The sequence below is a fragment of the Rummeliibacillus pycnus genome, assembly GCF_002884495.1.
Taxonomy (GTDB): Bacteria; Bacillota; Bacilli; order Bacillales_A; family Planococcaceae; genus Rummeliibacillus; species Rummeliibacillus pycnus.
The window spans coordinates 39371-58918 of the sequence record NZ_KZ614145.1; the positions used below are offsets into that span (position 1 = coordinate 39371).

17 protein-coding genes and 1 other annotated feature are annotated in these 19548 nt (G+C 34.8%); of the genes, 10 read left to right on the top strand and 7 right to left on the bottom strand.

The annotated features are described in order from the left end of the window. Window positions 1–26 precede the first annotated feature (26 nt). Window positions 27–1229: a methionine adenosyltransferase gene (metK, locus tag CEF14_RS00305; protein WP_102690983.1), complete on the top strand. Its 1203-nt coding sequence runs from the start codon at window positions 27–29 to the stop codon at window positions 1227–1229. A 218-nt stretch (window positions 1230–1447) separates the two neighbouring features. Then, window positions 1448–1909 carry a YiaA/YiaB family inner membrane protein gene (locus CEF14_RS00310; protein WP_281256536.1) on the top strand — a complete coding sequence of 154 codons (462 nt, stop codon included), beginning with the start codon at window positions 1448–1450 and terminating at the stop codon, window positions 1907–1909. Window positions 1910–2141: 232 nt separating this feature from the next. On the opposite strand, the gene CEF14_RS00315 is transcribed toward CEF14_RS00310, so the two are convergent. Together CEF14_RS00315 and CEF14_RS00320 are read right to left on the bottom strand one after the other, a co-directional pair. After that, on the bottom strand, window positions 2142–3410 hold the full coding sequence (locus tag CEF14_RS00315) for an MFS transporter (protein WP_102690984.1): 1269 nt from the start codon (window positions 3408–3410) through the stop codon (window positions 2142–2144). A gap of 395 nt (window positions 3411–3805) precedes the next feature. Continuing rightward, window positions 3806–4333, bottom strand: coding sequence for a gamma carbonic anhydrase (locus CEF14_RS00320; RefSeq protein ID WP_102690985.1), 528 nt, complete (start codon window positions 4331–4333; stop codon window positions 3806–3808). A gap of 124 nt (window positions 4334–4457) precedes the next feature. Here CEF14_RS00320 and CEF14_RS00325 point away from each other — a divergent pair, with 124 nt between their 5' ends. Both CEF14_RS00325 and CEF14_RS00330 read left to right on the top strand, forming a co-directional pair. Next, window positions 4458–5258 carry an alpha/beta hydrolase gene (locus CEF14_RS00325; protein WP_102690986.1) on the top strand — a complete coding sequence of 267 codons (801 nt, stop codon included), beginning with the start codon at window positions 4458–4460 and terminating at the stop codon, window positions 5256–5258. 680 nt (window positions 5259–5938) lie between these two features. Beyond that, on the top strand, window positions 5939–7387 hold the full coding sequence (locus CEF14_RS00330; protein ID WP_102690987.1) for an alanine/glycine:cation symporter family protein: 1449 nt from the start codon (window positions 5939–5941) through the stop codon (window positions 7385–7387). 95 nt (window positions 7388–7482) lie between these two features. Here CEF14_RS00330 and CEF14_RS00335 read toward each other — a convergent pair whose 3' ends face one another. From CEF14_RS00335 to CEF14_RS00350, 4 genes are all read right to left on the bottom strand, one after another. Beyond that, window positions 7483–8031: an isoprenylcysteine carboxyl methyltransferase family protein gene (locus tag CEF14_RS00335; protein WP_245890015.1), complete on the bottom strand. Its 549-nt coding sequence runs from the start codon at window positions 8029–8031 to the stop codon at window positions 7483–7485. Beyond that, a complete protein-coding gene (locus CEF14_RS00340; RefSeq protein ID WP_102690989.1) occupies window positions 8031–9095 on the bottom strand; it encodes a type III polyketide synthase in 1065 nt (354 codons plus the stop codon). The genes CEF14_RS00335 and CEF14_RS00340 overlap by 1 nt, the downstream gene beginning before the upstream one ends. Before the next feature lie 698 nt (window positions 9096–9793). Next, on the bottom strand, window positions 9794–10363 hold the full coding sequence (locus CEF14_RS00345) for a tRNA 5-(aminomethyl)-2-thiouridylate-methyltransferase MnmM (protein WP_102690990.1): 570 nt from the start codon (window positions 10361–10363) through the stop codon (window positions 9794–9796). Continuing rightward, window positions 10360–11331 carry a tRNA modification radical SAM protein MnmL/YtqA gene (locus tag CEF14_RS00350; RefSeq protein WP_102690991.1) on the bottom strand — a complete coding sequence of 324 codons (972 nt, stop codon included), beginning with the start codon at window positions 11329–11331 and terminating at the stop codon, window positions 10360–10362. The genes CEF14_RS00345 and CEF14_RS00350 overlap by 4 nt, the downstream gene beginning before the upstream one ends. Before the next feature lie 162 nt (window positions 11332–11493). On the opposite strand from CEF14_RS00350, the gene CEF14_RS00355 reads away from it, so the two are divergent. The 5 genes from CEF14_RS00355 (at window position 11494) to leuS (ending at window position 17619) form a co-directional block, all read left to right on the top strand. Continuing rightward, window positions 11494–12681, top strand: coding sequence for an MDR family MFS transporter (locus CEF14_RS00355; RefSeq protein WP_102690992.1), 1188 nt, complete (start codon window positions 11494–11496; stop codon window positions 12679–12681). A gap of 388 nt (window positions 12682–13069) precedes the next feature. Continuing rightward, window positions 13070–13759, top strand: a complete 690-nt coding sequence (locus CEF14_RS00360) for a CoA transferase subunit A (RefSeq protein WP_102690993.1) — start codon at window positions 13070–13072, stop codon at window positions 13757–13759. 11 nt (window positions 13760–13770) lie between these two features. Beyond that, window positions 13771–14409, top strand: a complete 639-nt coding sequence (locus CEF14_RS00365) for a 3-oxoacid CoA-transferase subunit B (protein WP_102690994.1) — start codon at window positions 13771–13773, stop codon at window positions 14407–14409. 11 nt (window positions 14410–14420) lie between these two features. Further along, complete coding sequence (locus tag CEF14_RS00370) at window positions 14421–14774, top strand: hypothetical protein (protein WP_102690995.1); 354 nt, start codon at window positions 14421–14423, stop codon at window positions 14772–14774. 124 nt (window positions 14775–14898) lie between these two features. Further along, window positions 14899–15111 (top strand) — a binding site (T-box leader). Window positions 15112–15201: 90 nt separating this feature from the next. Further along, window positions 15202–17619 (top strand): leucine--tRNA ligase, encoded by a 2418-nt coding sequence (leuS, locus tag CEF14_RS00375; RefSeq protein ID WP_102690996.1) that lies wholly within the window; start codon window positions 15202–15204, stop codon window positions 17617–17619. Between the two features lie 92 nt (window positions 17620–17711). Here the strand turns inward: leuS and CEF14_RS00380 are convergent, their stop codons facing one another. After that, complete coding sequence (locus tag CEF14_RS00380; RefSeq protein ID WP_102690997.1) at window positions 17712–18494, bottom strand: SH3 domain-containing protein; 783 nt, start codon at window positions 18492–18494, stop codon at window positions 17712–17714. 196 nt (window positions 18495–18690) lie between these two features. Here CEF14_RS00380 and CEF14_RS00385 point away from each other — a divergent pair, with 196 nt between their 5' ends. Continuing rightward, the gene (locus CEF14_RS00385) at window positions 18691–19320 is read left to right on the top strand and encodes a Bax inhibitor-1/YccA family protein (protein WP_102690998.1); all 630 of its coding nucleotides are present in this window, start codon (window positions 18691–18693) and stop codon (window positions 19318–19320) included. Window positions 19321–19548: the final 228 nt, after the last annotated feature.

Sequence of the window (19548 nt, forward strand, 5' to 3'; positions counted from 1 at the left end):
TCTCGTTTATAATAGGAGGAAACCAAATGACAAACAGAAGATTATTTACTTCAGAAAGCGTAACAGAAGGACATCCGGATAAAATATGTGACCAAATTTCAGATGCTATTTTAGATGCCATTATTGCAAAGGATCCGAATGCACGAGTAGCATGTGAAACAACTGTTACAACTGGTTTAGTACTTGTAGCAGGTGAAATTACAACTTCTACATATGTAGATATTAAAGGAATCGTTCGTGATACTGTTTCAGAAATTGGCTACACTCGTGGTAAATACGGTTTTGACGCTGAGAACTTAGCTGTACTTGTTGCAATTGGAGAACAATCTCCTGATATCGCACAAGGCGTTGACCAAGCATTAGAAGCTCGTGAGGGTTCAATGACTGATGCAGATATCGAAGCAATTGGCGCAGGTGACCAAGGTTTAATGTTTGGATACGCTTGTAACGAAACACCAGAACTAATGCCTCTTCCAATTAGCCTTGCGCATAAATTAGCTCGTCGTTTAACAGAAGTTCGCAAATCTGGTCAATTAGATTACTTACGTCCGGACGGTAAAACGCAAGTGACAATTGAGTACGATGAAAATAATCACCCAGTACGTGTAGATACAATCGTTATTTCAACTCAACATGATGAAGAAGTTACATTAGAACAAATCCAAAAAGACTTAAAAGTAGAAGTTATTGCAAAAGTTGTACCAACAGAATTACTTGATGAAAACACTAAATATTTCATTAACCCAACAGGCCGTTTCGTAATTGGAGGACCTAAAGGTGATGCTGGTCTTACAGGACGTAAAATCATCGTTGATACTTATGGTGGTTATGCTCGTCATGGCGGTGGTGCTTTCTCTGGTAAAGATGCTACGAAAGTTGACCGTTCAGGTGCATATGCAGCTCGTTATGTTGCGAAAAATATTGTTGCAGCAGGTCTTGCAGAACGTGCAGAAGTTCAACTTGCTTATGCAATCGGTGTTGCACAACCAGTTTCGATCTCAGTTGATACATTCGGTACTGGAAAAGTAAAAGAAAGCGACTTAGTCGAAGCAATTCGTGAATTCTTCGATTTACGTCCAGCAGGTATTATTAAAATGCTTGATCTTCGTCGTCCAATTTACAAACAAACTGCAGCTTATGGACATTTTGGCCGTACAGATTTAAATGTACCTTGGGAAAATACAGATAAAGCAGAAGCGTTAAAAGCTAAATTTGCAGTAAAAGCTTAGTTGGTTAGTTAATCAAAAGGTTGTTCACTCAATAGGGTGGACGACCTTTTTTGTTTATGTAAGTCTTCTTACAAAAGCTTTATAGTTATAGATAATATCAATTATAAGATGATAAGAAGTAATTTTTACTTCATCTTAACTACTTATGTGGTTTTAACATAACAATGTAGATTGAAGAATAAGCTACTAAAGATTGAAAAATGACAGGAGAGATCTAACTGAAATCAAATGAGTTTTTCTTCTTAACCTGGGCAGCGTTTTTAACGGGATTTGCATTTGTTCTCATTGCGATTTGGAACACGGATTGGATGCTTGTTGAGCGTGGGTTTTATACCATTATCTTAGGATGGATCACATTCTCTTCTTTTTCACTCGTCAAAACATTACGTGATAAGCGAGAAAAAATGAAAGTTTCAACAGAATATTTGGCCCTTTGTTGGTTATCAACTATTGCTTCTTTTGGAATAGGGATAATTAGCATTTGGAATACCAAGTGGCCATTGGTTGAAAAAGGATATTATTGGTTGGGACTTATTTTCGTAATGTATACATCGTTTGCCTTAGCAAAAGAAATAAGAGATAGACAAGATTTTGCTGACAAATTTGAAGAAAAACGATCATCCTATAATGAGATGAATGATGAAGAAGAAAAACAACATCCAGTGAAAGAAGAAGAGTGAATTAGAAAATTCATCACGATAAATAGTAGCTTCTTTAATAGAGACAAAGCAATAGAGCTTTGTCTCTTTTTATATGTCTGGCTATTGAAGTGCGAGTGAAGCAAAAGGGAGCTCCTATAATTAAAAATCTATCAAAACTATTAGATGATATGCAATTATTGCAGAAAAGTAGCAATTTTCCCCCTTAAAATTGCACAGGATTTTTAAAATTTATGATAATTGATCTAAATGTTTAAGGCTTGATCACATCTTCCTTTGGGTTATGCTTTTTCAATAAGATAACGAATAAGCTACCTAAAGCACAAAATGCTCCAGATAGTATGAAGGCCCAAGTATATGAATCGAAGATAGTATAGATTAGGCCACCACCGTAAGCTGCAGCTGCTGCACCAACCTGATGAAATGCTACCATCCAGCCATACATTAAAGCACTTTTCTTAACCCCAAACTCTCGTCTAGCAAGGCCAATCGTAGGCGGCACAGTAGCGATCCAATCGAGTCCATAAAAAATGGAGAAAACAATAAGTAGTGTAATCGATCCATGATTTAAAGCAACGGGCAAAAATAATAAGGATAAACCGCGTAGACCATAATAGAAGAATAATAACCATCGATTATCAATCTTATCACTTAGCCAACCCGATAAGGTTGTACCAACTAAATCAAATATCCCCATAAAACTAAGCATGGATGCGGCGAGCACCATGGGAAACCCAAAACTCATACAATAACCTACAAAATGAGTTCCTATTAATCCTGTAGTAGACAAACCACATATAAAAAAGCTACCAGCTAACAGCCAAAAAGCTTTACTCTTACACCCTTCTATTAATGAATTCCAAACAATTTTAAAAGGATTCCCGATGGATATTTCATTAGAAATTGTAGGGGACTCTTGTTCTATTAATCCGAGTGCAGTTGTATTTACCTGCTCTGGCCAATCCTTCATAAATAGGAAAATGAGAATTAGCATGAAGATACTTAATGCAAAAATTAATCCTATTGCATGATGCCAGCTATAGTGTTCTATTAAACTAGCAAGTACAGGTAATAAGACGAGCTGTCCAGTTGCAGTCGCAGCAGTTAATATTCCTACAGCTAATCCACGGTGCTTGACAAACCAACGATTTCCGATTTGTGTACTGAGTACAGTTAAAAAAAGACCGGAACCAATTCCAATCATAACTCCCCATATTAGAATGAGTTGCCATTCTTGAGTCATCACAAATGTTAAACCTAACCCAAACGATAAAAGAAGCATCGATGCCAACATAACATTTTTTAGTCCGAATCTTTCGACAAATGCAGCCATAAAGGGGCCGGAAAATCCATATAAAAATAACCCAACTGCAAATGCAAACGAAATGGCAGGTTTGCTCCAACCAAATTCAATTTCAAATGGCTCGATAAAAACACCAGAAGAGGATCGAATAATTCCTGCAACAATAATAGAAAAGAATGTAATCGTTAAGATAATCCAACTATAATGAATTTTTTTCATATATACATCTCCGTTTAATAGGTTAATAGTAAAAAATGAATGAAAGAATCAATTTCATAATTCTATCATTACAACTTCTGTTACTTTTTTATATTAGCTAGTTTTGTATAGATGTGATTCTGTTGGTGTATTTATGTAATTGATTATTAAATAGGATCATATAAAAAGTAACGATTTTTATAAAAAGGGCTCGGAATGATTAGTTCCGAACCCTCATTTCAAATTTAAAAACATTTACTTACTCAATTCTTGATTTATTACATAGAATTATTTTCATTTTTTAAACCCAAACACATATTTTACTATTCATATTTGGTTGTACTGCTTCACATACCGAAATTGGGTACCATTTAAATGTTCATATTCAATAAAATACTTGTATTGGTCCTAGAAAATTATCGAGTTATTGGATTGTTCTGAACAGATTTATAAAAACGACCTTTTTCATAATATTCATTGATAATACGGTCCATGTCTTTTTTATCTTCTTCAGTTAGTTCTCGTACTACCTTTGCAGGTCGACCGAACGCAAGTGTATTTGGCGGAATTTTCTTTCCTTGTGTAACAAGGCTACCAGCACCAATAAATGCGCCTTCACCAATTTCAGCGCCATCTAAAACGATAGAGGCCATTCCGATTAGTGCACCTTTTTTGATATGACAGCTATGCAGAGTAACTTGATGACCGACAGTTACTTCATCTTCTAAAATAAGTGGAGCTGTAGGGCTTTGGTGTAAACAACATAAATCTTGCACATTCACTTTTCGGCCGATAATTGTAGGTGAGACATCCCCACGAATAACAGTATTATAAAAAATAGACGAATCTGGACCTATTGTCACATCTCCAGTAATAACAACGTTATCACCAATAAAAACAGATGGGTCAATAGATGGTTTTTTATCTTTAAATGGATAAATCATCAAAATACGCCTCATTTCACGCTAAGATTATATTATTATCGTAACAAACTAATGCGTTAATTGGAACAGAAATTCATATAATGCGTTAAAATATAGGATAGGAAAGAATGAGGAGAGAACTATTATGTGGAAATGGGAAGCAGAAGGTCAGGCTAAAGCAGTTGTAGTTTTTATACATAGTGCATATGAGCATCATCGTCGTTATGCCTGGTTAATTGAAAAACTAAGAATGTCTGGAATGCACGTGATTGCGGGTGATTTACCTGGGCATGGAGAAGAAAGCGAAATTAAAACAGCTCATAATGAAGATTTTAGAGAGTATGGGAAGTTTATTCGTCAAATGATGCAAGTAGCTTTAAACTATAATTTGCCAATATTCATTATTGGTCATGGACTAGGTGCAACCCTTGCCATTCAAATTGAATCTAAATACAAATACGAATGTGCTGGACTAATCTTGTCATCTCCATGGTTGCATTTACTTCATCAACCTTCCAAATTATCAAATGCACTTACCGGATTAAGTAAATTAACTGGGAATATGAAAATTCATCATGATGTTCCATTAAAACACCTAACAAGAAGTTATGAGTTTTACAAAGAAGAAAAGGATGATCCTTATTATAATTCCGTTATTACAGTAAATTGGTATCGAGAATTACACCAATTTATGAAGGCTGTTTCAACTATGCAGGAAGGATTTCCAGATATCCCTGTATTGTTGATGAACGGCGGAAGCGATAAAATTGTTTCTCCAGCGCATAGTAAAAAGTGGCTTATGCAACAAAATATATCGGAAATGCAATATAAAGAATGGAAAGTATGCTATCACGATCTTTTGCAAGAACCAGAACGTGATGATATTTATCAGTATATGGAATCGTTTATCTTTAATGCATTACGAAATATTGGATACATTATATAGATAAAGAAAAAGGTTATGATAATTTATAAATTGTCCTTTACAAAGGGTACATTTTATTACTTATCATGACCTTTTTTTAGTAATCTGCTTTCACCTATTTTCTATCAATAGTAAATTTGAATGTATTATTATTCATTGAATTGATTAAATTTCTATGTGATTTTTCGGGGCAACAAACTATTGTTAGTTGTGAATGTGTTGTTTCCAGTGGACAAATTTTCAAATTGTGAACTTTTAAAATAAAAGTTCAAATTGAAAGACATCATTCAATCAATTTGAATTTACTTTTTAAAATGATGTATTACTTGAAAAGACGAACTTATCGTTCTACCATGAAATTAAATAATCCGTTAATCTCGCTAAGAAACTTAACGTTTTTAAAAAAAATGAGGTTAATGTTCGTATATTATATTTACAACATATTTAGTGCTTTAAGTTTTTTGAATAGATTGAAAACAATAAAAAATGTCACAATGTCCGTGTTGAGTGTACATAATGTGACAATTTTATGTCCATTTCAGTTGTAAACGGTTACAACAGGTGCATAATATATAGGTTTTATTTTAAAATAAAAACCTGTGATATATAATTAAAATTAATATTTTGAAAGAATATTTAAAATTTTTTCAGAATTTATATGTTTATATTTCTCAAAATTCAACATGATGGGAGACAACAAGATGAAAGCTATTATTGATGCTATTTACAACGTTTTATGGGGACCGTGGATGATCTACGGAATCTTAATCGTTGGGTTGGTATTTACCATCTTAACAAAGGGTGTACAAGTTAGATTCTTAAAAGATATGTTTGGTCAAATTTTCCACGGTAAAAAATCTGAAGCGGGTGTTTCTTCTTTCCAAGCGATGTCAATGGCATTATCTGGTCGAATCGGTACAGGGAATATTGCGGGAACGGCAACTGCGATTGCATTTGGTGGTCCGGGTGCTGTGTTCTGGATGTGGGTAACTGCATTCATTGGTGCTGCAACTGCTTATGTAGAGTCAACACTTGCTCAAATTTATAAAGAAGAAAAAGATGGGCAGTATCGAGGCGGTCCTGCATACTATATCCATCATTTCACTGGTAAAAGATGGTTAGGTATGATTTTTGCGATTGCTGCTTTAATCGCAATGTCAGTTCTTCAACCAACTGTACAATCAAATGCAATTGCTGATGCGATGAAAACAGCATTTAATATTCCACATTGGGTATCAGGTTTAGTTGTTTGTTTAATCTTAGGAACAATTATTGTTGGTGGTGTTAAACGTATTGCAAACGCTGCTTCTGTCATCGTACCTTTTATGGCAATCGGCTATATTATAGTTGCAGCAATTATTATAATTATGAATATCGATCAAGTACCTGCAGTATTTGGGTTAATATTCCGTAGTGCATTTGGAGCTGAGAAAATCTTTAGCGGTATTTTAGGTGCAGCGATTGCATGGGGAGTTAAACGTGGTATTTATGCAAACGAGGCAGGACAAGGTACAGGACCTCATTCATCTGCAGCTGCAGAAGTATCTCACCCGGTAAAACAAGGTTTAGTACAAGCTGCTTCTGTCTATCTAGATACATTCCTAGTATGTACAGCAACAGCCTTTATGATTTTGTTTACAGGTATGTACAATGTACAATTAGATGATGGTAAAGGTAAATTTATTGTAGAAAATATTCCAGGTATCGATGCAGGGACAGCATATACTCAAGCAGCTGTAGATGCAGCATTTCCAATCGGAGGTTTTGGAGCTGCTTTTGTTGCCATTGCATTATTTTTCTTCGCGTTTACGACAACAATGGCCTACTATTACATTGCAGAAACAAACGCATCTTATATATTTGATGGAAAGAAACAAAAAATTGCCATCCGTTTTGTTCAAGTATTAATTATTGTAGCAACATACTTTGGAGCAGTAAAAACTTCCGAGTCTGCATGGACACTTGGAGATATCGGTCTTGGTATTATGGTTTGGGTAAATGTTATTTCACTAATATTCTTAGTAAAACCAACGCTGATTGCACTGAAGGATTATGAACAACAGAAAAAGGCTGGAAAGGATCCACAATTTGATCCTGTAAAGCTAGGTATTAAGAATGCTACTTTTTGGGAAAATAGAAATAAAAAATAATGATTTAGTTTAATTTCTTCCATAAAAGCTAAAAAGGTGTCTTAAAAGAGTTGAAAAACTTTTAAGACACCTTTTTTTATAATTATTTCCTATAATTATGTGGATTCTGAAGAATGTTCTAATTTCTCGCTATCTTGATAGACATTTTTGAGAGCTGCTTCCTCAATAGAAATTCGAATGAGCATCATCACCAAATTTAAAATAGAAAAAATAATAGCGGTATAATAAGCTTGGAAAGTTAATGGAATCACTACAATCTCTAATGCTACAATCAAATAATTAGGGTGAGGGATCCATCTATAAGGACCTTTCTTCACTAAAGAAGCATTTGGTAACACAATAATTTTTGTATTCCAAAAATGCCCCAATGACTTGATGACCCAAACTCTGCCTATTTGTAGTGCCAAAAAGAACCCAAGCAAGAAAATCCAAAATCTATTTAGTGATAGATCTTTTACGTAATATTCGATGAAAAGACTACACAAAAAAGCTACATGTAGCAACACAATGAAAGGATAATGTGATTGTCCGAATTCTATCGCACCACGTTCTTTCATAAAATGCTCATTTGCTCTAGCAATACGTAACTCAATAACTCTTTGAATACAAATAATGGTAAAAATGAAGATAAATAAAATGTTCATCACTCCCATTCTAGTAAGACTAGTTCACCACTAAATCCAGGACCAAGTGAAGCCATGATTCCGAGTTCGCCAGTAGTTGGTTGTTGTTGCATTACATGTTTTAAGACAAATAGTACTGTAGGAGAAGACATATTGCCATGCTGTTGTAAGATAAAAGAGCTTGGTGCCAATATTTCTTTTGAAAGTCCTAAAGCTGTTTCGTATGCAGTAAGAACCTTCTTTCCTCCAGGATGAGCAATAAATCGGCTTATATTTTGTATGGATTTTTTATTTTTTTGAAGAAAACTTTTTACAAAGGGTGTAAGCCATTTTTCAATAATACTTGGAATGCTTTTAGAGAATATTACATGTAGTCCATTATCTTCAATACGCCATCCCATTACATCTTCTGAATTTGGTAGCAGTCGAGAAGCTGTATTTTTAATAGAAGGTAATGTTTTGGTGTGAGATATATTTACTTGATCGCCACATACCAAAGCGCAAGCAACGCCGTCCCCAAAAAGGGAGGTACCAATTAGATTACTTTTGTTTATATCTTCTTGTTGAAATGTTAGACTACATAATTCAAGACAGATTACTAAAACCAACGCTTCAGGGTGTGCCAAACAATAGTCATTTGCACGACTTATTCCTGCAGCTCCACCACCACAGCCAAGTCCCCATATAGGTATTCTTACGACATCTTCTGAAAAAGATAGTTGGTTCATTAATCGCGCCTCGATACTTGGTGTTGAAATCCCAGTCGTCGACACAAAAATAATCGCATCTATATCTGTAATATCTACAGAAGCTTCAGTTAAGCAATCTACAATAACACGTACTCCATATTCTGTTGCCAATTCAATATATAAATCATTTCTTTCTGAGAAAGTATGGTCCGTTTTATACCATTCTATTGGCATGGCGAGCTGACGATTATGAATTTCGGCATTCTGAAATACTTTTAAATAACGTTCAAGTCTTTCCATTCTACCGTTGAAAAGTTGCTGTATAAATTCTTCTGCTTTTTCTTGGGGAATTTGATGGGGAGGAGAGTATGTACTGACAGCATGAATTTTAGGCATATTGGATTTAAGCTCCTTTTTTATAATAGGATGTTATTATTCTATACATTTACTGATTTATTTATGCCGGAAAAAGTAGATTATGAGGTTGCGCAAATCCATTAAAAGTACATTAAACTAAATTAAAATTAAGAAAGAGGTTGGAATAAAAGTATTTTAGCCAATGAAAAATCCGAACTATAATATGAAATTCTATTTAAAATTTCACATTTGTTCGGATTTCTTTTTAGTATTATTCAATTGAATTCATTTCATATATGAAGAATTTGTACAAAAAGCACGAACATTTCATATATATTTTTTCGTAACATTCCGTTTTGTGTTCCGTTCCAGACGGCGCTTTCCGCGGGCTTGGCTTCAATCTCCTCGTCACTACGTTCCTGCGGGGCTTTCAGCTCAAGCTATTCCCGCAGGAGTCCCCGTCCTCCACTTCACACCATTCTAAATAATGTTAATCATCGAATAATCATATTTTCTCAAAGAAAGACGCTTTATGAAATTGACTCTATGAAGTTCAATATTAGGCTTTTGGAAGGGGGTAATTTTGTTCTGTCCCAGCCTCTTATTATCATATTTTTTGATCTTACAACAATTGAAAAAGCGGTAAGTAGTGCGAGGCTTCTGTGGGGAATTTTGCCGTTTGAATCCTTTTGAAAGCAATTTTGCTCGACACCTGTCCAAAATCCCATTAGTAAATGTTATAGCTCCTTCATTTTCTCAAGTGCAATAATAAATGGAGGATCGTTTTTTTGATTGATAAATTCATAACGCAGTGCATGAACTTTCTTTTGTGGTAAATGGCTAACGTATTCGATCACTTGATCTCGTTCTTCTTTACCACCTTCATGCCCGTAATAGATGACTAATACGATTATGCCACCAACTTTTAAAAGACTTAGCAAGCTTTCAATAGCTTTTAGCGTTGTATTTGGTTTTGTAATGACCTCATGTTCACTGCCTGGTAAATAGCCTAAATTAAAAATAGCAGCACTTATTGTTTCTTTTACATATTGGTCAACGTTTTCGTGACCATCCAAAATTACTGAAACACGTTTTGATAATCCTTCTACTTGTAGACGATTTTGAGTTGATTCTACAGCTTGTTTTTGTACATCAAATGCAAAGACATGACCATTTTCACCGACTAATTGAGCAAGAAAAGTGGTGTCATAACCGTTTCCAGCAGTAGCATCTACTACTATATCACCAGCTTCTACAGTATCTTGTAGTAAGAACTGTGCGTATTGTAAAACACGTTTTAGCTTCATTTTGTTTTCACTTCTTCCGCTTTGTAAAACTTACCTTGCCAGCTTCCGCGACGTTTCAACTCTGCATCAATACCATTTAAAACTTCCCATTTGTTAACTGACCACATTGGTCCAATCATTAAATCAATCGGGCCGTCACCTGTAATACGTTGTACAACCATTTCTGGAGGAATCACTTCTAATTGGTCAGCTACTAAATTGATATACGCATCTTGATCCATTAATTCAAGCATTCCTTTTTCATACTGTTTTACTAATGGTGTACCTTTTAATAAATGGAGTAAATGAATTTTAATCGCTTGGACATCCAATTTTGCGACTTCTCGTGCTGTTTCCATCATCATATTGTAGTCTTCAAGTGGTAAACCATTGATGATATGCGTACAAACACGAATGCCATGTTTGCGAAGTTTCTCTACACCTTCTACATAAGTGGCGTAGTCATGTGCACGGTTGATCAAATTAGCAGTACGTTCGTGAACTGTTTGTAATCCAAGTTCAATCCATAAGTACGTACGTTTATTTAATTCTGCTAAATATTCTACAACATCATCTGGTAAACAATCTGGTCTAGTAGCAATACTTATACCCATTACACCTTCACAAGCAAGTGCTGCTTCAAATTTTTCCTTTAATACAGGAAGTGGTGCATGTGTATTTGTATAAGCTTGGAAATAGGCCATTGTTTTGCCGTTTTTCCATTTATGTTGCATCTTTTCTTTGATTTTGTTGAACTGAACAGGAATTGGATCAACACGATCTCCTGCAAAATCTCCAGATCCTGCGGCGCTACAGAAAGTGCAACCTCCAAATGCAACGGTACCGTCACGATTTGGACAGTCAAAGCCTGCATCTAAGGCAACTTTATACACTTTACAACCAAATTCATCTCGTAAATAACGGTTCCATGTATAATAACGTTTCCCATCAGAAGGAAAGGGAAATTCATTGTTTTTTATATCAGTCATAATTTCACTCCTCAACTTCTTATTCTATCACGTACATGTAGTAGTGTACGAATTCTTTATCTGCTACAGGAAGAAAGTTAGAATTTTTCTCTTTAAGGTTGTAAGTTTTTCAAAAGGTTGATACGATTGCTTAGATATTCGAAGTAAATGGAGGACTTAGTAATGCCCAGAAGTGTATGGCTATTAATTATTGGGATGCTTGTCAATACGGTAGGTAACTCATTTTTATGGCCGTTAAATACTATTTATATGCATGATCATCTTGGACAATCGCTTTCAGTGGCAGGACTTGTGCTCATGGGAAATGCCGCAGCTGGTGTGATTGGAAATCTTATAGGTGGCTATGTATTCGACAAATTTGGTGGCTTTAAATCGATTATGTTAGGGACGATTATTACCATTATGGGTTTAATATGTTTAGTAATTTGGCACGGATGGCCACATTACGTTTGGTTCTTAACCCTAATCGGTTTTAGTGGAGGAATTGTTTTCCCTAGTATGTTTGCAATGGTCGGTACAGCTTGGCCAGAAGGTGGTAGAAAAGGTTTTAATGCTATTTATCTTGCACAAAATTTAGGGGTAGCAATCGGTCCAGCACTTGCAGGGGTAGTTGCCAATAAAAGTTTCGACTATTTGTTTAGTGCTAATTTAATAATGTATATATTCTTCTTCTTTATTGCTTTATCATATAAGGGGATTTCGTCGGAAAATGGTATTGCACCAAGTTCAGTTCTCAATGAAAGTGCGAAAGTAAAGGATCGCTCTTCTTTGAATGCGCTGATTATTTTAGGAATTGGTTATCTCTTGGGTTGGATGGTTTATACACAATGGACCACTACGATTTCATCCTATACACAAGATTTAGGTATTTCTTTGAACCAATATAGTTTGTTATGGACTACAAATGGTTTGTTAATAGTTTTAGGTCAGCCACTTATTAATCCTATTATTAAGAAAATGGGTGAGTTTTATAAAGGCCAAATTTTTATTGGCGTTATAATCTTTATCATTTCGTTCTTTGTTGTCAGTTTTGCGGGTACATTTAAAATGTTCCTTGTAGCTATTATGATTCTAACTTTTGGTGAAATGTTTGTTTGGCCAATTGTACCAACAATTGCGAGTAAGCTTGCACCAAAAGGAAGGGATGGTTTCTACCAAGGGTTAATTAATAGTTTTAGTGCGATTGGTAAAATGGTTGGTCCTTTTCTGGGTGGCGTTTTAGCCGATCAGTATGGAATGAAGATTACATTTTATGTATTAATTTTAATATTAGCAATCTCGTTAATTCCTTATATGTTGTACGATCGACCTATGAAGCATTTAGAAAATGAGAATATGAAGAAGTTATAATTGGTTGCTATCAGGCTGTAGACAATTCGAAATTTCGAATTATCTACGGCCTTTTTTAAAAAATAAATTTTAGTTTTTTTACTTTACCAGTAGTTTTCGCAGTTGCGATTAGCTGAATACATACATTTGTGTTTTTGAAAATATTATGAATTATGAAATGGAGTCAATTAAATGATTCTTTCTTTACTTACCGTTCTTTTTGGTATTTTCATTGAGGTTACTAGTATCAAGAGCTAATGACTTTTTGTTAAAACCAACAATCAAAATTAATGATTCTAGTAAGAGAAAATTTGGTTTTGTTGATTCTAAATGTATTTCAAGATAATTTTGTTAATATTTGCAAGAATTTTCTGTATTTGAGAAAATGGTAGCAAAGGGGGAATGGTGGATGAAAACAATTTTTCGTTCTGCAGAAGAAGCAATTTCTCAACTAAAAGATGGTATGACCATTATGGTTGGTGGGTTTGGACTTGTAGGAATTCCAGAGCAACTGATTATTGCCATTGCTGAGAGTGGCATAAAGGATTTAACAGTTATTTCGAATAACTGTGGTATTGATGATTGGGGGCTTGGATTGCTATTAAAAAATAAACAGATTCATAAGATGATTGCTTCATATGTAGGGGAAAATAAAGAGTTTGAACGTCAAGTATTATCGGGAGATTTAGAAGTTGAACTAATTCCGCAAGGTACGTTAGCTGAAAAAATACGTGCTGGTGGTGCTGGTATTCCAGCTTTTTATACACCTGCTGGAGTTGGTACGCCAATAGTAGAGGGCAAAGAAATTCGTAATTTTGGTCGTAAAGAATATGTTCTAGAAGAATCTTTAGTTGCTGATTTTGCTTTTATACGAGCCTATAAATCGGACAAGCTAGGAAATTTACAATATAACAAAACAGCTCAAAACTTTAATCCGATTATGGCAACCGCTGCGAAAATCACAATAGCTGAAGTGGAAGAGTTTGTAGAAATAGGGCAATTGGATCCTGAATATATTCATACACCAAGTATTTATGTTCAAGGTATGTTTCTAGCAAAACAACAAAAGCGTATTGAAAAAGTAACGACTCGTTCATAGGGGGAGAAGACATGAATATTCGCGAAATCATTGCTAAAAGAGCTTCGCAAGAAATAGACAATGGACATTACGTAAATCTTGGAATAGGTATGCCTACACTTGTAGCCAATTATATAGAAGACAAAAATGTTATTTTACAATCTGAAAATGGTTTACTTGGGATTGGTCCATATCCCTCAGCTGACCATATTGATCCTGACCTAATTAATGCGGGAAAAGAAACTATAACAACAGTACCTGGAGCAGCCTTTTTTAATAGTGCAGAATCATTTGCAATGATTCGAGGAGGACATATTGATGTAGCAATACTAGGAGGAATGGAGGTTTCTGAGAAAGGAGACCTTGCCAATTGGATGATTCCAGGGAAGATGATTAAAGGAATGGGCGGTGCAATGGATTTAGTACATGGTGCAAAAAAGGTAATTGTTATCATGGAACATAATGCAAAAGATGGCTCACCGAAGATTAAAAAGAAGTGTGATTTACCGTTAACTGGTATTTCAGTAGTAGATTTAATTATTACGGAAAAAGCAGTAATTGAAGTCACCGAAAATGGCCTCCTATTAAAAGAAGTAATGGATGGATATAAAGTTGAAGATGTAGTGCGTGATACGGGAGTACAGTTGATAATGGATTTACAGAAAACGTGAAGGAGAGCAAATTGCAGAGACAGATCGGTTCTTTAACATTTATATTAATGTTCATTTTGTTTGTAGCAGCTTGTTCTAACTCTGCGAAAGAAATAAAAGTAACCGATATAAGTAACAATACAACGCTAGTCATTTCAGAATTAAAAGACATTTCAACAATTGAAAAAGCCATACGAAATGCTAAAAAAGTGGATGGAATTGTTGATGTGACTACCCCTCAGTATTCTATTCAGATTGAAAAGGAAAATTATTTATTTTGGTTGCACAATCAATCAGCTACATTTATAAATAAGCAAAATTCAGAAACATTATTTCAAATAGAGAATGCAGATAAAATCATTAAAATTACTCGTGGTACTAGATAAACTTTCTTGTGAATTACGATTTACCTAAGGAAAGTATGTAGGTACTAATTTCCCACAAGAATTTCACAATTTTACTAAATCTCTTGTCAATTTACGTTACTTCGATTAGAATAATACTCAATATGATATGACTGTGAAAGGGAATAGTAAATTGACCTTGATTTTGTAGAGAGCTAACGGTTGGTGAAAGTTAGTAAATCGGAAAATTGAACTCGCCCGGGAGTCACAATGGTGAAATGAATGATAGCCAAAGTCGTTTTCCGCGTTAAGGAATCAAGTTGAGTGCTAACACTAATTTGGGTGGTACCGCGGGAGATTTTATACTCTCGTCCCTTTTTAAGGGACGGGAGTTTTTATATTTCACGGAACCCCGCATTTTAGTAGCAAACAGAAGTATCTTCGTTTTACACATGAAGGAGGAGTAATGGTGAATTTTAATCATCAAGAAATTGAGAAAAAATGGCAATCTTACTGGGCTGAACATAACACATTCAAAACAGTAAACGACGATTCAAAACCTAAATTTTATGCATTAGATATGTTTCCGTATCCATCTGGTGCTGGTCTTCACGTAGGACACCCAGAAGGATATACTGCAACAGATATTTTATCTCGTTTTAAACGTATGCAAGGTTACAATGTATTACACCCAATGGGATGGGATGCATTTGGTCTTCCTGCTGAACAATATGCACTTGATACAGGAAATGACCCTGCAGAATTTACTCAAAAGAATATCGGCACATTTAAACGTCAAATCCAAGAACTTGGTTTTAGTTATGATTGGGATCGTGAAATCAATACAACAGATCCTGAATACTATAAATGGACTCAATGGATCTTCATCCAACTTTACAAAAAAGGTTTAGCTTATATCGACGAAGTGGCAGTTAACTGGTGTCCAGCACTTGGTACTGTTCTAGCAAACGAAGAAGTAATTGATGGTAAATCTGAACGTGGTGGTCATCCAGTAGAACGTCGCCCGATGAAACAATGGATGTTGAAAATTACTGCATATGCTGATCGCCTAATTGATGATTTAGACGAAGTAGATTGGCCAGAAAATATTAAAGATATGCAGCGACACTGGATTGGTCGTTCAGAAGGCGCTGAAGTAGACTTTAATATTAAAGGAACTGACAAACATTTCCGTGTATTTACTACACGTCCAGACACTTTGTTTGGTGCAACCTATACAGTACTAGCTCCAGAACATGCCTTAGTAAAAGAAATTACAACTGATGAACAACGTGAAGCAGTAGAAGCATACTTGGATAAAGTAAAAGTTAAATCTGATCTTGAACGAACAGATTTAGCAAAAGAGAAAACAGGTGTTTTCACAGGTGCTTATGCAGTTAACCCAATTAATGGTCGAGAAATTCCAATTTGGATTGCAGACTATGTATTAGCAAGCTATGGAACTGGAGCAATCATGGCGGTACCAGCCCATGATGAACGTGACTATGAATTTGCAAAACAATTCAATTTACCAATCATCCCTGTTTTAGAAGGTGGAGATGTAACAAAAGAAGCTTTCACTGAAGATGGTCCACACATCAACTCTGACTTCTTAAACGGTTTAAATAAACCAGAAGGTATTAAAAAAGCAATCGAATGGCTTGAAGAAAACAAAGTCGGAGAAAAGAAAGTTTCTTACCGTCTTCGCGACTGGTTATTCTCTCGCCAACGTTACTGGGGTGAACCAATTCCTGTTATTCACTGGGAAGATGGTACAATCACAACTGTTCCAGAAGAAGAACTTCCATTAGTTCTACCAAAAACATCAGATATCCGACCATCAGGGACTGGTGAATCACCACTTGCTAATATTGAGGAATGGGTAAATGTTGTAGATCCTGTAACAGGTAAAAAAGGTCGTCGTGAAACAAATACAATGCCACAATGGGCTGGTTCAAGCTGGTACTTCTTACGTTATATCGATCCACATAACAAAGAGGCTATTGCAGATCCAGAACTATTAAAACGTTGGTTACCAGTTGATATCTATATTGGTGGTCAAGAACACGCAGTTCTTCACTTGCTATATGCTCGTTTCTGGCATAAAGTTCTTTATGATTTGGGTGTAGTACCAACAAAAGAACCTTTCCAAAAACTATTCAACCAAGGCATGATTTTAGGTGAAGGTAATGAAAAAATGTCTAAATCAAAAGGCAATGTTGTAAACCCGGATGATATCGTAGCTAGTCATGGTGCAGATACACTTCGTTTATACGAAATGTTTATGGGACCTCTTGAAGCATCTATTCCTTGGTCTACAAATGGTTTAGACGGAGCACGTCGTTTCTTAGATCGTATTTGGCGTCTATTCATCAATGAAGAGACTGGCGAACTATCTGAAAAAATTCAACCATCAAACGATACAACTTTAGAAAAAGTGTATCACCAAACTGTGCAAAAAGTGACTGATAATAACGAACATATTCGTTTCAACACATCTATATCTCAAATGATGGTATTCATCAATGATTGTTATAAAACTGATGTTGTACCAACAGCATATGCTGAAGGGTTTGTTCAAATGTTAGCCCCAATTGCTCCTCATGTTGCAGAAGAACTTTGGGAAAAACTTGGTCATACTGAAACAATTACTTATGCAAAATGGCCAACATTTGATCCTGCGAAACTTGTAGATGACGAAATCGAAGTGGTTGTTCAAGTGAATGGTAAAGTACGTGCTAAACTAATGATTTCTAAAGATGCTTCACGTGAAGACCTAGAGAAAACAGCACTTGCAAATGAACATGTAAAAGAATTTATTGAGGGCAAAGACATCAAAAAAGTAATTGCCGTACCTGGTAAACTTGTGAACATTGTTGCAAAATAATTGGCGTTATTTCATTTAAAAACAATTAAAGGGATAAAAACCTTCTTCTTAATATCAATTTAAGAAGAAGGTTTTTTGTATGAAAAATTCCGTTATCGATTTGTTAAGGATACAAGTTCTCTTGTCGGACTTCCGTCTTTTGTTATTTTAATAAGTCCTACTTTTGGTGCAAGATACATTTTTATAGTCCCATAATTCACTCGGACAACATTTTTGAAAGTTCCAGCCTTTACTGTGAAGGGTTTTATTAAAATGTTCATTTGTACAGGTGTTGGTCCCATAAAATAGTATTTCTTATTATTGATTACAGGATACTCCAGTAACAACAAACCATCTGCATAGGCAGAGTACACACTAATGCCATGTGATTCTTCAATAATGTGTAGCTGATCATAACCTTTTGGATCATATTGAAAACGTTTTTTACCTTGATACCAAACAAATGAATTTTTATTATAATATTTTAAGAAAGGACTAGAAGTCTTGCTATTACTCCACATATAATCGTATTCACTGGGATATGAAATCAGTGCAACGCCTGTATTATGGTATTTATAAACCTTTTTTGGATTCATGGTATAGCTTGTTTTTTGCTTTTTTAAGAGTTGTAAATTAACACTATAGATATATCCTGTGTTTTTTCCAAATTCAACTTTTGCCCAACCCTTCGAATTAATAGAATAAAGATGGATTTTATTATTCATTTGGAGCTTTGCAATTTTAGTAGATTTTGAAGTTGGACTTTTATAAAGATACGTCGGATAGATTATTGTTCCACTGATTGTTTTAGCTTTTGCTGTTGGCTGTTGAATTACAAACAAATGAATGATAAAAATTAGTGCGATAAAGTATTTAAGGTAAGATAATTTCTTCATAGAATACTCCTTTTATAGTTTGTCTTTAGTTTACTTATATTAATATATGACCATTAATATTCAAATTATGATAGATATGAATGGAAGAGTATTGGATATACTAAATATCTTCGTTGATAAAAAAATTTTGTGAAACTTTCGAGGACTTAAATCGTATATAATAGTAAATCAACTATTCGAGAAGAGGTTATTTTGAATGGAATCACAATTTCCGAAGGTTCTTCGGTTCTTTACCTTATTGTGGGCTGTAACTGCGGTTGGGTTATTTGCAGGAGTTTTTGTTCCACCGTCACTTGTTTTGCCAATCAGTATCGCGACTGTTATTTTACTGATTATTGTTATGTTTAGTCGTGCAGCAAGAAAAGCGAGTAAATTGATTTCAATTGTGTTTGCTTTTTTGACAGGTATTACATTATATAGTTTATTAAACTTTTACATTGGGGCTTTAGGTGGCAATTTAGTGCTGATCATCTTCGGTACAACAGCAGCTATTTTCATTGTTGCGGGTCTTATTGGTTATAATACAAAACGTAATTTAGGGAATTGGGGTAAGTTTTTATTCATCGTATTAATCGGCGTGTTTATTTTCTCTATTATTACAATATTTGTAGGCTTTAGTAATCTTGTGATGGTTGTGATCAGTGCAATCGGTGTACTTTTATTTGTAGGTTATACATTGTATGATATGAATCAAATTGCCCATAATTATATTAGTGATGATGAAGTTCCACTTGTTGCTTTAAATCTCTATCTAGACTTCATCAACCTATTCACAGAGTTGTTAAAATTAGTATACTTTTTGAAAAATATTTTCGATGAAGATTAATTGAGAGGCTATTCAAAAAATCTGCATCACTTCTTCGTAAAAACTAACTAGCCGAACTCCCATACCGTACAAAAGGTTAAAAACGTCTAGGTAGTTAATTTGAGGAAAGTGAGCAGATTTTTTTTGGATATACAATTTCTAGTACCCTTTTCGTGATATTCTAAAGAGGTTTCTAATATGAGTGGGGAAAAATTATATAAATCACACCGATAATTCAGGTATAATTCA

What these genes read in the sequence shown, in the direction of transcription:
- metK (WP_102690983.1), top strand. Translation starts at nt 27, where the DNA reads ATGACAAACAGAAGATTATTTACTTCAGAAAGCGTAACAGAAGGACAT.
- CEF14_RS00315 (WP_102690984.1), bottom strand. Translation starts at nt 3,410, where the DNA reads ATGAAAAAAATTCATTATAGTTGGATTATCTTAACGATTACATTCTTT.
- CEF14_RS00320 (WP_102690985.1), bottom strand. Translation starts at nt 4,333, where the DNA reads ATGATTTATCCATTTAAAGATAAAAAACCATCTATTGACCCATCTGTT.
- CEF14_RS00325 (WP_102690986.1), top strand. Translation starts at nt 4,458, where the DNA reads ATGTGGAAATGGGAAGCAGAAGGTCAGGCTAAAGCAGTTGTAGTTTTT.
- CEF14_RS00330 (WP_102690987.1), top strand. Translation starts at nt 5,939, where the DNA reads ATGAAAGCTATTATTGATGCTATTTACAACGTTTTATGGGGACCGTGG.
- CEF14_RS00335 (WP_245890015.1), bottom strand. Translation starts at nt 8,031, where the DNA reads ATGAACATTTTATTTATCTTCATTTTTACCATTATTTGTATTCAAAGA.
- CEF14_RS00340 (WP_102690989.1), bottom strand. Translation starts at nt 9,095, where the DNA reads ATGCCTAAAATTCATGCTGTCAGTACATACTCTCCTCCCCATCAAATT.
- CEF14_RS00345 (WP_102690990.1), bottom strand. Translation starts at nt 10,363, where the DNA reads ATGAAGCTAAAACGTGTTTTACAATACGCACAGTTCTTACTACAAGAT.
- CEF14_RS00350 (WP_102690991.1), bottom strand. Translation starts at nt 11,331, where the DNA reads ATGACTGATATAAAAAACAATGAATTTCCCTTTCCTTCTGATGGGAAA.
- CEF14_RS00355 (WP_102690992.1), top strand. Translation starts at nt 11,494, where the DNA reads ATGCCCAGAAGTGTATGGCTATTAATTATTGGGATGCTTGTCAATACG.
- CEF14_RS00360 (WP_102690993.1), top strand. Translation starts at nt 13,070, where the DNA reads ATGAAAACAATTTTTCGTTCTGCAGAAGAAGCAATTTCTCAACTAAAA.
- CEF14_RS00365 (WP_102690994.1), top strand. Translation starts at nt 13,771, where the DNA reads ATGAATATTCGCGAAATCATTGCTAAAAGAGCTTCGCAAGAAATAGAC.
- CEF14_RS00380 (WP_102690997.1), bottom strand. Translation starts at nt 18,494, where the DNA reads ATGAAGAAATTATCTTACCTTAAATACTTTATCGCACTAATTTTTATC.
- CEF14_RS00385 (WP_102690998.1), top strand. Translation starts at nt 18,691, where the DNA reads ATGGAATCACAATTTCCGAAGGTTCTTCGGTTCTTTACCTTATTGTGG.